This is a genomic window from Verrucosispora sp. FIM060022 (assembly GCF_003977705.1).
Lineage (GTDB): Bacteria > Actinomycetota > Actinomycetes > Mycobacteriales > Micromonosporaceae > Micromonospora > Micromonospora gifhornensis.
In genome coordinates this window covers 968278-982865 of sequence record NZ_RQIV01000001.1, presented here as the reverse complement: position 1 = coordinate 982865, position 14588 = coordinate 968278, and the positions used below count along the sequence as shown (strand labels likewise).

General features: G+C 71.1%; 11 protein-coding genes. 5 read left to right on the top strand and 6 right to left on the bottom strand.

Features of this window, described 5'->3' with window-relative positions:
* Positions 1 to 25: 25 nt before the first annotated feature.
* Positions 26 to 2320, bottom strand: coding sequence for an accessory Sec system translocase SecA2 (secA2, locus tag EG812_RS04240; protein WP_013734384.1), 2295 nt, complete (start codon positions 2318 to 2320; stop codon positions 26 to 28).
* A gap of 391 nt (positions 2321 to 2711) precedes the next feature.
* Between secA2 and EG812_RS04235 the strand changes: the two genes are divergently transcribed.
* The 3 genes from EG812_RS04235 (at position 2712) to ctaD (ending at position 6539) form a co-directional block, all read left to right on the top strand.
* Entirely contained in the window at positions 2712 to 3638 is a 927-nt protein-coding gene (locus EG812_RS04235) for a glucosyl-3-phosphoglycerate synthase (protein ID WP_233579409.1), read from the top strand.
* Between the two features lie 79 nt (positions 3639 to 3717).
* The gene (locus tag EG812_RS04230) at positions 3718 to 4446 is read left to right on the top strand and encodes an ATP-binding protein (protein WP_013734386.1); all 729 of its coding nucleotides are present in this window, start codon (positions 3718 to 3720) and stop codon (positions 4444 to 4446) included.
* A gap of 86 nt (positions 4447 to 4532) precedes the next feature.
* Entirely contained in the window at positions 4533 to 6539 is a 2007-nt protein-coding gene (ctaD, locus tag EG812_RS04225) for an aa3-type cytochrome oxidase subunit I (protein ID WP_126710792.1), read from the top strand.
* Positions 6540 to 6657: 118 nt separating this feature from the next.
* On the opposite strand, the gene EG812_RS04220 is transcribed toward ctaD, so the two are convergent.
* The 4 genes from EG812_RS04220 to EG812_RS04205 form a co-directional block, all read right to left on the bottom strand.
* Positions 6658 to 7536 (bottom strand): SigB/SigF/SigG family RNA polymerase sigma factor, encoded by an 879-nt coding sequence (locus EG812_RS04220; RefSeq protein ID WP_126710791.1) that lies wholly within the window; start codon positions 7534 to 7536, stop codon positions 6658 to 6660.
* Between the two features lie 223 nt (positions 7537 to 7759).
* Positions 7760 to 9172, bottom strand: coding sequence for a hypothetical protein (locus EG812_RS04215; RefSeq protein WP_013734389.1), 1413 nt, complete (start codon positions 9170 to 9172; stop codon positions 7760 to 7762).
* Between the two features lie 269 nt (positions 9173 to 9441).
* Complete coding sequence (locus tag EG812_RS04210) at positions 9442 to 10722, bottom strand: thiamine pyrophosphate-binding protein (protein WP_126710790.1); 1281 nt, start codon at positions 10720 to 10722, stop codon at positions 9442 to 9444.
* Complete coding sequence (locus tag EG812_RS04205) at positions 10715 to 11833, bottom strand: baeRF2 domain-containing protein (RefSeq protein ID WP_126710789.1); 1119 nt, start codon at positions 11831 to 11833, stop codon at positions 10715 to 10717. Before EG812_RS04205 ends, EG812_RS04210 begins: the two co-directional genes overlap by 8 nt.
* Before the next feature lie 148 nt (positions 11834 to 11981).
* Between EG812_RS04205 and EG812_RS04200 the strand changes: the two genes are divergently transcribed.
* Entirely contained in the window at positions 11982 to 12521 is a 540-nt protein-coding gene (locus EG812_RS04200; RefSeq protein WP_013734392.1) for a hypothetical protein, read from the top strand.
* Positions 12522 to 12549: 28 nt separating this feature from the next.
* Here the strand turns inward: EG812_RS04200 and EG812_RS04195 are convergent, their stop codons facing one another.
* Positions 12550 to 12894, bottom strand: a complete 345-nt coding sequence (locus tag EG812_RS04195; protein WP_126710788.1) for a DUF3817 domain-containing protein — start codon at positions 12892 to 12894, stop codon at positions 12550 to 12552.
* A gap of 152 nt (positions 12895 to 13046) precedes the next feature.
* Here EG812_RS04195 and EG812_RS04190 point away from each other — a divergent pair, with 152 nt between their 5' ends.
* Positions 13047 to 14525 (top strand): glutamate-cysteine ligase family protein, encoded by a 1479-nt coding sequence (locus EG812_RS04190; protein ID WP_126710787.1) that lies wholly within the window; start codon positions 13047 to 13049, stop codon positions 14523 to 14525.
* The last annotated feature ends 63 nt before the right edge of the window (positions 14526 to 14588 follow it).

Here is a 14588-nt window from a genome sequence, read left to right as displayed (position 1 = left end):
CCGCGACCGGATCAGTGGGTACGCGTCAGCGCCCGCCGCCCCCGCTGAGCCGCCGACCGACCGAGGCGATCAGCCGGTCCAGCTCGGAGCCGAACGGGTTGTCGTGCACCAGGTACGTCCAGGTGGCGCTCGGCCGCACCAGCTCCGCCGCGTCCGGCTCCCAGTCCTCGTCGAACTCGGTCTCGGCGAAGGTGGCCAGCGTGCGCGCCTCGATCTCCGGGACCAGGTCGGTGAACGCGGGCACCGCCGCCCGGTGGAACTCGTCGAGCGGGTCGAGTCGGCCCAGGGCGCGCAGGTGTACGCCCTCGCGGACCTCCGACAGCTCGGCCAGGTGGTCGGCCCAGAGGCGGTCGAGGTGGTAGAGGGCGATCGACCGGGCCACCCGGGCGAGCAGGTCCTCGTCCATCTCGCCGGCCTTCTCCGGCATCTTGTCCAGCAGCATCAGCGCCGCGACGTCGCTGGTCAGCAGCCGTTCCCGGCGTTCGGCGAGCGCCTTGCGCTGCTGTTCGATCACCACGCTGTAGCGCCAGGTGTTGCGGTGGATCTCGTGGTTGACGCCCTCGGCGACCCGCTGGGCGTGCTCCACCGCGTAGTCGACCTGCGGGTCGGTGACCAGACCGTCGGCGTTCATCCGGGGCGACGGCGGGACGGTGTCACCGGCGTGCCGGGCGACCAGGTCGTCCTCCAGGCTGACGAAGAAGACCGACCCGCCCGGGTCGCCCTGTCGGCCGGCCCGCCCGCGCAGCTGGTCGTCGACCCGGCGGCTGTCGTGCCGGCCGCTGCCGATCACGTAGAGGCCGCCGAGTTCGGCGACCCGCTCCCGGTCGATCTGCTCGCTGCCGCCGAGCCGGATGTCCACGCCCCGGCCGGCCATCTGGGTGGAGACGGTCACCGCGCCGTACGCGCCGGCCTCGGCGATGATCGCCGCCTCCTCGTCGTCGTTCTTGGCGTTGAGCACCACGCAGGGCACGCCGACGGCGTTGAGCCCGGCGGCCAGCTGCTCGGATTCCTTGACGTCCAGGGTGCCGACCAGGACCGGCCGCCCGGCGGCGTGGCAGCGCTGGATCTCGTCGACAAGCGCCTCGTCCTTCTCCGCCCGGGTGGCGTAGATGCGGTCCGGCTCGTCCACCCGCACACACGGGGTGTTCGGCGGGATCACCGCGACCTCCAGCCCGAAGAACTCCCGCAGCTGGTCGCCGACCAGCACGGCGGTGGCGGTCATCCCGCACACGGTCGGGTAGAGACCGATGTACGCCTGCACAGCGATGGTGCCCAGCACCTCACCTTCGGCGGTGGCGTCCAGACCTTCCTTGGCCTCGACCGCCGCCTGCAGCCCGTCGGGCCAGCGGCGGCGCTGGGCCACCCGGCCGCGCATCTCGTCGATCAGCTCGACGGTGCCGTCGCGGACGATGTAGTCGACGTCGCGGTGCAGCAGGGCGTGCGCGTGCAACGCCACGTTCACCGCGGAGAGCTGCTCGACGTTCTCCTCGTCGTACAGGTCGATGCCGAGCTTGGCCTCGACGGCGGCCAGGCCGGCGGAGGTGAAGGCCACGCTGCGGCCGTCCTCGGCCACCGTGTAGTGCTTGCCCTTGCGCAGGCCGCGCACCAGCGCGGCGGCGGCGTGCACCGGGTCCTGCTCGCTGGCGACCGAGCCGGCGAGGACCATCGGCACCCGGGCCTCGTCGATCAGGATCGAGTCCGCCTCGTCGACGATCGCGGTGCGCAGCGCCGGCTGGACCCGGTCGGCCACGTCGGTGACGAGCTGGTCGCGCAGGAAGTCGAAACCGGCCTCGCTGACCGCCACGTAGGTCACGTCGCAGGCGTACGCGGCCCGCCGCTCCGCCGGGGTCGACGCCTCGTTGACCCAGCCGACGGTGAGCCCGAGGAGGGTGTACACCGGCTCCATCCACTGCGCGTCGCGGCGGGCCAGGTAGTCGTTGACGGTCAGCACGTGCACCGGGCCGTTGCCGAGCCGGACGTGCCCGTACGCGGCGATCGCCGCGGTCAGTGTCTTGCCCTCACCGGTGGCCATCTCGGCGACCTTGCCGGACAGCAGCGACATCGCGCCGAGCAGCTGCACGTCGTACGGCCGCTGGTCGAGCCCGCGGCGGGCAGCCTCACGGCCGAGCGCACAGATCTCCTCGTAGGTCGATGCCACGGCTGCCGCCTCGGTCAGCTCCGCGTCGTCGAAGGCCTGAACCTTCTCCTCGCGGGCCTCGATGGCCGGCAGCAGCTTCTCCAGCGGGGCCAGATCTACCGTGGTTCCCGGGCGCTGGAGGAACCGGCGGAACCTGGTCTTCAACCGTTGCGACACACCCATGAGCGGCAACGGTACGCGACCGACGGCCCCTTTCGCGCCCTCCCCGGCGTGCCTTCCGTTCCGCGCTGTCCGCCGGGCCGTTCCGCCGCACCGCGGACCGGTGCCGTGATCGGCTGCCGAGGCCGCCGTGATGGTTCGATGAACAGGGCCGAAGCTTCGCGGTGGCAGCACCGCAATCAAACGTTCATCAACCGGGAACGTGCCCGGCGCAGGGCCGTGATCAAGCTGGTGGGATCGATCCGGTTAGCTAGCCGAGTGCCGGGAAATCCCACTCCCGGTCTTCGGCGCGATGGGGGTGCCTGTGCGGAACACCGAATCTGTGGTCTCGCCGGTGGTCGAGGCCTGGGCCACCTATCGGACCAGCTCCGCCGCCGACTGGCCGACCCGACGGCTGCTGCGGGCAAAGGGGGACAGCCGGGTCAGCGTGGTGTTGCCGGCCCACAACGAGGAGGCCACCGTCGGGGCGATCGTGTCGACCATCCGCGAGCACCTGGTGGACCGGGTCCCACTGGTGGACGAGTTGATCGTGGTGGACTCCCGTTCGACCGACCGGACCGCGCAGGTGGCCCGGGCCGCGGGCGCGGAGGTGGTCAGCCAGGACGCGATGACCCACGGGCTGCCGCAGCTGACCGGCAAGGGCGACGCGCTGTGGGCCGGCCTGGCCGCCGCCGAGGGCGACGTGGTGGCCTTCGTCGACGCCGACCTGCGGGAGTTCCGCCCGCACTTCGTCACCGGGCTGCTCGGCCCACTGCTCACCGACCCGTCGGTCGACTTCGTGAAGGGCTTCTACCATCGGCCGCTGATCGGCACGACCGGGGTGGAGGCCGACGGTGGGGGCCGGGTGACGGAGCTGATGGCCCGTCCCATGCTCAACCTGTTCTGGCCGGAACTGGCCGGTTTCGTCCAGCCACTCGCCGGTGAGTACGCGGGTCGCCGTGAGGTGCTGGCGCAGGTGCCGTTCGTCTCCGGCTACGGCGTCGAGACCGCCATGCTTATCGATCTGCTCGAACTCGTCGGCCTGGACGCGCTGGCCCAGGTCGACCTGGGCGAGCGCAAGCACCGGCACCAGGACACCGCGGCGCTGGGCCGGATGTCCGCCCAGATCATGCTCACCGTCTGGTCGCGGTTGCAGCGCCGGGGCTGGGCCAGCCCCGATGTGCTGCCCAGCGCCCTGCTGACCCAGTTCCGCCGGGGTGGCTCCGAGGCGCTGCCGAACCTCGACCGGGAGATCGTGGTCAGTGACGTGACCGTCGAGGAACGCCCTCCGCTGGCCGAACTGCGACACCGGCTGCCGCGCCGCCGGGTCGCCGCGGCCTGACCGGCCGGCAGCGCGGCTGTTTCGGCCGGCCGGACGCCGGGTAGTTGGCAGCTCTCGACACCGGTGGAAGTGGGCGGAGATGACGAGCCGGATCACCTGCGATGTGGATGACGGGACCCCGGTCACCGTCGTCCGCGTCGCCGGCGGCCTCGACCTGACCACCACCCGCCAGGTGTACGCCGTGCTGGAGCGCTGCCTGTCCACCCAGCCCGACGCGCTCGTGGTCGACCTGACCGGGCTGACCGTGCACGACCAGCTGGCCGTGGCGGTGTTCACCGCGGCAGCGCGCCGGGCCGAGGGCTGGCCGGTGGTGCCGATGGTGATCTGCGCGCCGCATCCGGATCCGGCCACGTCGCTGGCCGCCTCCACCGCCGCTCGGGTGGTGCCGGTACGCCACGACTGCGACGAGGCGACCCGGGTGGCCGACGCCTCGGCCGTAGCTCGGATGCGGGTCCGGCTCGAACCGGTCGCGGCGGCCTGCCGGCGCGCCCGGGAGCTGGTGGTCGACGCCTGCGCGCGGTGGGACCTGCCGGCGGCGGTCGAACCGGCCTCGGTGGTGCTCAGTGAGCTGGTCGGCAACGTGGTCCGGCACGCCGGCACCCCGATGCAGGTGACCGTGACGCTGCGCCGGCCGTGGCTGCACCTGGCCGTGGTGGACGGCAGCCCCGCGGCGGCCGAGCCCGGCCGGCCCGGTGAGCACGACGAGGGCGGTCGGGGCCTGCTGCTGGTGCGCGAACTGGCCGCGCGGTGGGGCAGCGCGCCGGCCGGTGACGGAAAGGCCGTCTGGGCAACACTACCGGCGAATTGACCGAAATTACCGCTGTCGCCTGGTTACATGGTCGGAAGGCCGGGTAGTTACGCCCGTCCTTTTCGTCGTCAGCGGGGTGAGAACTGATGCCCAAGCGGGTACCCACCGAAACCGGACAGGACCGGGGGCCGGCCATTCTCGCGCCGGCCCGGTTCGGCGGCTATCCCGGCTCCCTGAACAAGTCGCTGCCTGGCAGCAAACTGCTCCGGTTCCTGGCCACCACCGATCACAAACAGATCGGCCTGCTCTACCTGATGACCTCGTTCGGCTTCTTCGTGGTGGCCGGCATCGAGGCGATGCTGATCCGCGCGGAACTGGCCCGGCCGGGCATGCAGTTCCTCGCCCCCGAGCAGTACAACCAGTTGTTCACCTCGCACGGCGCGGTGATGCTGCTGCTGTTCGCCACCCCGGCGGCGTTCGGGTTCGGCAACTACATCGTGCCGATCCAGATCGGCGCGCCGGACGTGTCCTTTCCCCGGCTGAACGCCCTGGCCTACTGGCTGTACCTGTTCGGCGGGCTGATGGTCATCGGTGGATTCCTCACCCCGCAGGGCAGCGCCGACTTCGGCTGGACCGCGTACACGCCGCTGAGCACCGCCCAGCACTCCCCCGGCGTCGGGGCGAACATGTGGGTGATCGGCCTGGTCGTCTCCGGTCTGGGCACCATCCTCGGCGCGGTCAACCTGATCACCACGATCCTGACCCTGCGGGCGCCCGGCATGACCATGTTCCGGATGCCGATCTTCACCTGGAACATGCTGTTCACAAGCGTGCTGGTGATCCTGGTCTTCCCGCTGCTGGCCGCCGCGCTGCTGGCGTTGAGCGCCGACCGACTGCTCGACGCGCACGTCTACAGCCCCGCCACCGCCGGGCCGATGCTGTGGCAACACCTCTTCTGGTTCTTCGGCCATCCCGAGGTCTACATCATCGCGTTGCCGTTCTTCGGCATCATCACCGAGATCATCCCGGTCTTCTCCCGCAAGCCGCTGTTCGGCTACACCGGTCTGGTGCTCGCCACCGCCGCGATCACCGTGTTGTCGATGACGGTGTGGGCGCACCACATGTTCACCACCGGCCAGGTGCTGCTGCCGTTCTTCGCCATCCTCAGTTATCTCATCGCCGTACCGACCGGGGTCAAGTTCTTCAACTGGATCGGCACGATGTGGAAAGGACAGATCACCTTCGAGACGCCGATGCTGTTCGCCATCGGCTTCCTGGTGACCTTCCTGCTGGGTGGACTCACCGGCGTACTGCTGGCCAGCCCGCCGGCCGACTTCCACACCCACGACAGCTACTTCGTGGTGGCGCACTTCCACTACGTCCTGTTCGGCACTGTGGTGTTCGCCCTCTTCGGCGGCTTCTATTTCTGGTGGCCGAAGATGACCGGGCGGCTGCTCGACGAACGGCTCGGCAAGCTGCACTTCTGGACCATGTTCATCGGCTTCCACGGCACCTTCCTGGTGCAGCACTGGCTGGGCAACGAGGGCATGCCCCGCCGGTACGCCGACTATCTGCCCAGCGACGGCTTCACCACGCTGAACACGATCTCCAGCATCTTCTCCTTCGTGCTCGGCGCATCCACCCTGTTCTTCATCTGGAACGCCTGGAAGTCCTGGCGATTCGGTGCCCTGGTCACGGTGGACGACCCGTGGGGCTTCGGCAACTCGTTGGAATGGGCCACCACCTGCCCGCCACCGCTGCGCAACTTCGACCGGATGCCCCGGATCCGTTCCGAGCGCCCGGCGTTCGACGCCAAATACGGTGAACTGGTCTCCGACCTGGGTCGGGACCTGCCGCAGCGGACCACGAAACCCCCGCAGGGTTTACGCGACGAACTGCACCGCGAGAAGCACCACCGCGAGTCGCCGAGCGCCGAGGGAGCGCACGGCGCGCCGGAGGCCACCGCCTACCACCCGGCACCTCAGTCCGGGGCCCGACCGGTCGAGGTGCCGGACCCGCAGGACGTGCGCCGGCCCAGCTTCGACGACACCGACGAACCGGAGGACAATCCGCTGGGCGCCGAGCGTCGCTCGGAGACCCACGACGACCGGTGGCGGCATCCGCGCAGCGGAGGCGACACCCCGGAGAACTGATCCGGGGTGTCGCCCTGATCCGGGTACGAACGACCGGGGCGGCACCGATCGGTGCCGCCCCGGCTGCGTCCAGTGGTCAGCGCGTATGCCCCATGGTCAACGCGTGCGTCCCGTGTGGTCAGCGGGCCCGCGCGGAGGCGGGACGTGTCTGGTTCGCCGTCGTCGACTCGGACTCGGCGGCCCCGTTCTGCCACGGTGGCGGCGCATCGGCGAGCATCGCCTGACGCAGCCAGGTCAACGCCCGCGACAGCAACCGCGACACGTGCATCTGGGAGATGCCGAACCGGGCGGCGATCTCGGCCTGGGTCTGGTTGCCGTAGAACCGCATGGCCAGGATTCGCCGCTCCCGCCAGGGCAGACGGTGCAACAGCCCGCTGACCGTGACCCGGTCGTCGACCGATTCCAGCGCGATGTCCGACTCCCCCACCAGGTCACCGAACTCGGCGGAACTCTCCCCGCCCACCGGCGCGTTCAGCGACGCCGGGCTGTAGCCGGCGGCGGACTCCAACGCGGCGAGGATCTCCTCTTCCGGCGTGTCCAGCCGCTTCGACAGCTCGGCGACCGTCGGTGCCCGGGACAGCTCGCTGGTCAGCGCCGCGGTCGCCTGTCCGACCTCCAGGATCAGGTCACGCAGCCGGCGTGGCACGTGCACACCCCAGGTGCGGTCCCGGAAATGCCGTTTGATCTCGCCCACGATGGTGATCGCGGCGTACGCGGTGAACGAGCCCCGTTCCGGGTCGTACCGGTCAACCGCATTGACCAGACCCAACCGGGCCACCTGTTCCAGATCCTCCAGCGGCTCGCCGCGCCCCCGGTAGCGGCGCGCCAGGCGGCCGGCGAACGGCAGGGCGAAACGCACCAGGTCGTCCCGCGCCTCGTGGCGGCGTTCCGGTGGCATTCCCGCGATCCGTGCCGCGTACGCCAACGCCGCCGCGTCGAGGTCCTCCAGACCCCGATCGGTGGATGGTGGTGTGGTTGTGGTGGTCTGTCCGAACATCCGCGCCTCCCTCAGGAAGGACCCCGCCCGGATTCGGCCGGCACCGGACCCCGCGCGTGGACACACGCAGGCCGGCTCAGTGGGTTACATGACTGGGATCGAAACGGGCGTCGGCCCCGTGCCACGCCAAGGTGATCAGCCTGTCGCAGCCGGCGGTGTTCCCGCTCCGTAGGTACTCAATCACGGGATCGCGGCTTCGCGAGGATGTTTCGCCAGCCTGGTGTCAACAGACCAGCAGGCCGTGCGGGGCGCCGCTGTCCCGCAACGCGGCGAGGGCGTCCGTCACCTCGATCCGCGGCGGAGTGGGCAGGTCGTACGGTTGGGCACGGAGCACCTCGGTGGCCCGGCGGGTGGGTACCGAGGTGACCGGGTACCCCCGGGCCGCCGAACGGTCCAGGGCCCGACGGCGGCGTCCGAAGCCGGCGACGGCCAGCCATTGCGGCAGCCCGGCGAGCGCCGGTGACCGCACACCCGGCGGCTCGGGCAGGACGTCCACCGAACTGAACGCTTCGCTGCCGGCCAACCACCACTCGGCCTGCTCCACGCACCGACGGGTCGCGTTCTCGCACCAGTACGGCACCAGCCCGGCGCGTACCACCTGCCAGGGGTCGAGCAGCCGGCCGCACTCGACCACCAGCCGGTTCCCGGTCTTGCCGGCGGCCCGCAGCCAGCGGCGGTACAGGTCGGCGGTGGCCGCGCTCAACGCGGCCGGCGCGGGGACGACAATCTGACGCAGGGGATGTCCCTCGCGGGTCGTCCACTGGGCGACGTCACGGTCGAAACCGGGCTCCACCCCGTGCTCGGCGACACCCGGCGGAGTGGAGATCTCCGGTGGTTCCCAGTGCGACCCGTCGCCACCGGCGGAACGCAGCACCTGACGCAGGGTGTGGCTGTCGGGGTGGAAGTCCACCGGATCGAGTCCACTGGCCGGGCAGCCCACCTGGAAGCTGTGGCCGTCGGCGGCCTCGTACACCGGCCAGGTCCGCGTGTCACGCAGCACCATCACCGGTGCCCCTGGTTCCAGCCGGTCGGCGAGAAAGCGCCGGTACGCCTGCGGTAGCCGGTGCCACCGCCCGGCCAGCGCCACCGTCGCCGCCGCCAGGGCACCCCGGCTGGCCGGGCAGTGCACCTGCCGTAGGTGCAGGTCGGGGTTGCCGGCGAGCATCCGACCGGCGAGCCCGGCACCATGGTCCAGGGCCGCAAGGGGCCGATCCACGGACCCCTTCGGCCAGTGCGCGATCATCTCGAACCCGGCGGGCAGCCACGGCACCCCCAGCGCCACCGCCAGATGTGCGGCGGCACCGTGCGGCGAGCCCAGCAACACGCCCGGATAGCGGCCGCTCGGATACTGCCCGACGAACCACTCGGCGACCTGACCCGCGTCCAGCTCCGCCGCCTGTCCGGCGGTCAGGGCCACCCGACCGGCCGAGCGGATGGCCACCGCCCGACGGACCGGATCGGGCGTACCCACGAACCGCGACGCCGGCCCCACATGGCTGATGTCGGCGCAGTCCGCCCCCCGCAGGGCCCGGGCGATGGCCGCGACGAGGATCCGGGCGGTACTGCCCGTCGCGACGATCCGGTCGCCGGTCAATCCGGCGCCCGACGCCGTGATTTCCCGACGCACCTTACGCACCGGCCCCACCCTGCCCCGTTCGCTCACGCAGCCCGGCTTCCCGCCCACTTGCCGGTTAAACAGGGCATCACCCCACCGACCGGCATCAACCCTCTGATCTTGACCGTTCCCGACAACCCCGACACACCCTCCCCACACCCCTCCCCCACACCCCTCTACGCGGCGATCATGCACTTGGTGTCGGGATAAAGGGTGTGAATGCCGCGAAAAGGCGACCACAAGCGCAAGATCGCGCGGGGGTGGGGAGGGGTGTGTGAGGGGAGGGGGGGTCAGGGAGAGGGGTGGGGGGTGACGATCAGGTCCAGCAGGCAGGGGCGGTCGGCGGCGAGGGCTTCGTCCCAGGCTGGGCCGACCAGCTCCGGGCGGTCGACGCGTACGCCGTGCAGGCCCAGCAGCCGGGCCCAGCCCGCGTACGGCACGTCGTCGGCCACCTGACGCCCGGGGTAGCCGGCCCGGGTGTTGAGTACCAGCACCACCAGCCTCGGGTCGGGCCAGTGCGGCCAGTCCCGGGCGATGGTGACCAGCTCGGAGAGTCCGTGTGACCGCATGCCGTCGTCGGTGAGCAGTGCGAGCACCGGCCGCTGCGGGTCGACCAGTTTGACGGCCACGGCGTACGGCAGCGCGGCCCCGGAGACCTCGTGGGCGTCGCAGGCCAGTACGGCGATGCCAGGCGGCAGGCGGCTGGCGTGGCGGCTCAGGCCGGGCGCACCGTCCATCGTCACGGCGGCCTCCGGCGGTACACGGGCGGAAAGCTCGTCGACGACCAACCCGATGTCGACCCCCGCAACGGCGGATGGTCGCCCCGATTCGGTGAAGTCAGGCTCAGCGTCGACCTCCGGAACGACCGACGGTGGGACCGAGTCGACGAAGACCGTCCCGGCATCCGGAGCAGCCAGCGGTCGGGTCGACTCCACGAAGACCATCCCGGCACCGACCTGCGGAACCGCCGGCGGTCGGCCCGGATCGACAGCGACGCTCTCGGCACTGACCTCCGCCAGTGCCGAGGGCCGACCCGAGGTGCCGGGGAGCAGCAGGCAGGCCGGGCCGTGACCGGCCAGCGCGCCGCGAACCGCCGCGTCCACCAGGGCCGGAACACGCCGCAGGTCATCAAGGTGCCACACCTGCCGACACAGCCCGGCGAGCATCTGGTCGACCCCACCGACACCACTGACCCCGTCGACCCCGTCGATGATCGCCAGGACGGGCAGCGTGGCCCGCCGGGCGGCGTCGAGGCCGGCCAGCAGGCCGAACGCGGCCGGGCCGGCGGGGCTCAGGCAGACGCCGACCCCGCCGGTGAGCCGGGCATGCCCGATCGCCATGGACGCCGCGCTCTCACCGTGGCGTACGGGCACGAATTCGGGTTCGCCACCGGCCGAGTGCAACGCCTCGACCAGCGCCGCGACCGGCTCCCCCGCGATGCCGAACACCCGTGGTACCCGCCAGGCCGCGAGCCGCGCGACAACCGTCTCCGCCAGATGCGGGTCGGGTATCGCCGTCTCCGCCGGATACGGATCGGGCACCGCCGTCTGTGCCAGACGCGGGTCAGGCACCGCCCCGTCCCGGCGTGGACGGGTCGACGTACCGCAGTACCGCGCCGACGCCGTCGGTCAGCTGCGGGGCCTCGTCGGGGCCGAGCACGGTCAGCTCGGCGTCGGTGCCGACCAGGGCGCGGACCAGCGCCGCGTCGGCGCGTACCCGCTCGGGGTCGCCGACGCCGGGAAGCTGACCCGGCTCGGTGGCGATGTCGGTGGCGGCGGGGCCGATCCACAGCTCGCCGTCGGCGGACGGGTCGTCCACGATCAGCATGGTGTCGACCTGGTTGCGTTGCAACGCGGCCACCACGGCGTCGAGTCCGGCCCCGACGTCCTCCTGCATGCCGAAGCGGTCCAGCGCCGCGCTGATCCGCTGGTCGGCGACCTCGGCGATGGTCTGCACGGTGAGATCGTCCAGCAGGGTCTGGTCGGCGCCCCCGGCCCGTGAGCCGGCGTCGGTACGCACCACCATGTCCTGCCAGCGGTCGGGCATCTGTGCCGCGATCATGCCGGTGGCGCGGACGTCGCCGGCCACCACGACCACTTCGGCACCGACCCGTTCGGCCAGTTCCACGGTCGCCGCGGTGACGTCACCGGCGTTGTGGTGCCACGCCTCCATCGCCGCCCGCTGGTAGCGCGACTGCGACCAGCCGCCGGGCTGGACCCGACGCAGCTGGTGGCTCTCCCGGCCGACGACGTGGGCCCGACGCGGTACGCCGCCGGCGCTTACCGACATCGCGTCGGCACCCGTGCGGTCGGCGACAACCCGTACCCAGGCCACCTGCTCGCCGCGCTGGGCCAGCAACGGCATCACGTGCGGCAGTGGCGCGTACGCGGCCAGGTCGCGGCGCGGCGGGGCGGACAGGTACTCGGAGAGCACCACCCGGCCCCGGGTGCCGAACACGGCCAGCCCGTAGTCGCCGGGCATCGGGTCGTGACCCCGGATCACCCGGTCGATCGCGGCGACGGTCGGCTCGTCGGCGCCCTGCTCGGCCAGTCGGCGTTGCAGGTCACGCCAGCGCAGATCGAGCGCCGCGTGTGCGTCCTCCGTGTCCAGGGAGGCGTCCAGATAGACCGAGCACCACGGCCCGGGACGGTCGTAGAGCGGGCGCAGGAAGGACAGCTGCATGCTCGACCCCTTTCCAGCTCGGCCCCGCGCTTACCCGCCTCACCCGGCATGTCACCTGCCTGTCACCGCGTGACCGGATTTCATTCACGCCGTTCAACCCGAAGGATCGATACGATCTGTGCACGGATGCGGACTCAGGGTGGTGGAAATGGACGTGACATCGTATTCCCGGCGCAGCCTCCACCCCACCGGCCGCATCCTCACCGCCCGGGTCGCCCGCCTGATGGACGGCTACCCCCGGGAGGTACGGGTGGGACAGCCGGTGCTGGTGATGGTGCTGGCCGCGGCGGGGGTGGTCGGTCTGCTCGCCAAGCTGGTGCGCGCCGCGCTCTCCGCCGGTTCGGGCACCGGCCGACGCAAGTTCAAGGAGCTGAAGAAGGGCCCGGAGTACCTGGTCACCCCGATCCGGCTGCGGGACGACAACGGCCGGCTGTACGAGGTCGAGCTGCACGGGCACCTGCCGCAGAGCGCGCTGCATCCGGCCGACCTGGTCCAGTTGACGCTGCGCGACCAGGGCGACCCCGACCTGCCGCCGAAGATCGAACGGATCGTCAACCTGACCACCGGTCAGCTGTTGCGTCCGCGTACCGCGACCATGTGGTCGCATCTCGGGCCGCCACTGCTGTTGCAGGCCGTGCTGGGTGCGCTGCTGCTCGCCGGGCTGGCCGCCTGCACCGCGCTCACCTGAGCCCTCGCTGCCGCCGAAGGCGGCCGGGTCAGCCGACCGGGGCGGGCTCGCGGACCGGCTCGGTGGTGTCCAGCATGCCGCGCCGACGGGCCCAGCGCTCGAAGGCGATGGTGGCGAACGGCGGCACCGCACAGGCCAGCGCCACGACCGCGGCCAGCAGGCTCCACCGGCGTACCCGGGCCACCGCGAGCACCAGCGCCCCGTAGATCACGAAGAGCGCGCCGTGGATCGGGCCGAAGATCTGCACCCCCAGTTCGTTGCCGGGCGGGCCGTACTTGACCGCCATGCCGGCGAGCAGGCCGGCCCAGGAGATCGCCTCCGCGATCGCCGCCACCACGAACAACCGGGTCACCTTGTCACGCACGACGGCCATGGTAGTGCCGGCGGCGGTGCGGCTCGGGCTGCCTGGCGCAGAGGCGACGCGGGTCACCGCGTACCGGATGGTGGGTAACCGGACGTCAGGACTTTTCTCAGAGTGCATGGACATGCGACGTTGGGGGTACCAGTGGTGACAAGGTGGTGACCATGGGCGAGGAAGTCGGCGTACAGACGTTCAGCCGCCAGGATCGGGCTCGCTACCGGGACAAGGTGCGCCGTTGCCTCGACGTCTTCGCCGAGATGCTGCGCGAGTCCCGCTTCGAGATCGAACGACCGATGACCGGCCTGGAAATCGAGTTGAACCTGGTCGACGAGAACTCGATGCCGGCGATGCGCAACGCCGATGTGCTGCAGGCGATCGCCGATCCGAGCTTCCAGACCGAGTTGGGCCAGTTCAACATCGAGATCAACGTGACGCCCCGCCGGCTGAACGGCACCGGCACGGTCGAGTTCGAGGAGCACCTCCGGACCACCCTCAACGCCGCCGACCAACGGGCCCGCACGGTCGGCGCGCACCTGGTGATGATCGGCATCCTGCCGACCGTGCTGCCCGAGCATCTGACCGCGGCCGCCCTGTCGGCGAACCCTCGGTACGCATTGCTCAACGAGCAGATCTTCGCGGCCCGGGGTGAGGACCTGCGGATCGCCATCAACGGGGTGGAACGGTTGGCGGTCACCGCCGACACCATCACGCCGGAGGCGGCCTGCACCAGCACCCAGTTCCACGTCCAGGTCGGGCCGAACCAGTTCGCCGACTACTGGAACGCGGCCCAGGCCATCGCCGGGGTCCAGGTGGCGCTCGGCGCGAACTCGCCGCTGTTCTTCGGCCGGGAGCTGTGGCGCGAGACCCGCATCCCGCTGTTCCAGCAGGCCACCGACACCCGCGCCGAGGAGATCAAGACCCAGGGCGTACGCCCTCGGGTGTGGTTCGGTGAACGGTGGATCACCTCGGTGTTCGATCTGTTCGAGGAGAACGTGCGGTACTTCCCGGCGCTGCTGCCGGTCTGCGATGCGGAGGACCCGTCGGAGACCCTGGCCAGCGGTGGCGTGCCGACGCTTGCCGAGTTGCGGCTGCACAACGGCACCGTCTACCGGTGGAACCGGCCGGTCTACGACGTGTTCCGGGGTCGCCCGCACCTGCGGGTGGAGAATCGGGTGCTGCCTGCCGGGCCGACCGTGCTGGACACGGTCGCCAACGGGGCGTTCTACTTCGGACTGGTCCGGGCACTGGCCGAGGCCGACCGGCCACTGTGGTCGCAGATGTCGTTCAGCGCCGCCGAGGAGAACTTCAACACCTGTGCCCGACACGGCATCGACGCGCACGTCTTCTGGCCGGGCCTGGGCTACCTGCCCGTCACCGAGCTGGTGCTGCGGCGGCTGTTGCCGCTGGCGCAGTACGGCCTGGACCGGTGGGGTCTGGATCCGGACGAGCGGGACCGCCTGCTGGGCATCATCGAGCAACGGTGCCTGACCGGACGCAACGGCGCGACCTGGCAGATCGCCACCCTGCACCGGCTGGAGTCGACCGACCAGCTCGACCGGCCGACGGCGTTGCGCGAGGTCGTCCGGCACTATGTGGAGCTGATGCACAGCAACCGCCCGGTGCACGAGTGGCCGATCCCCTGACCGACTCCTGACACTCTGCGTGACGGTGCGGATACAACGATTACGGTGAGTGCGTTTCCCTCC

Bases quoted from the DNA above. Each gene is read 5' to 3' on its own strand.
- secA2 (WP_013734384.1), bottom strand. From the start codon at position 2,320: ATGGGTGTGTCGCAACGGTTGAAGACCAGGTTCCGCCGGTTCCTCCAG.
- EG812_RS04230 (WP_013734386.1), top strand. From the start codon at position 3,718: ATGACGAGCCGGATCACCTGCGATGTGGATGACGGGACCCCGGTCACC.
- ctaD (WP_126710792.1), top strand. From the start codon at position 4,533: ATGCCCAAGCGGGTACCCACCGAAACCGGACAGGACCGGGGGCCGGCC.
- EG812_RS04220 (WP_126710791.1), bottom strand. From the start codon at position 7,536: ATGTTCGGACAGACCACCACAACCACACCACCATCCACCGATCGGGGT.
- EG812_RS04205 (WP_126710789.1), bottom strand. From the start codon at position 11,833: ATGCAGCTGTCCTTCCTGCGCCCGCTCTACGACCGTCCCGGGCCGTGG.
- EG812_RS04200 (WP_013734392.1), top strand. From the start codon at position 11,982: ATGGACGTGACATCGTATTCCCGGCGCAGCCTCCACCCCACCGGCCGC.
- EG812_RS04195 (WP_126710788.1), bottom strand. From the start codon at position 12,894: ATGGCCGTCGTGCGTGACAAGGTGACCCGGTTGTTCGTGGTGGCGGCG.
- EG812_RS04190 (WP_126710787.1), top strand. From the start codon at position 13,047: ATGGGCGAGGAAGTCGGCGTACAGACGTTCAGCCGCCAGGATCGGGCT.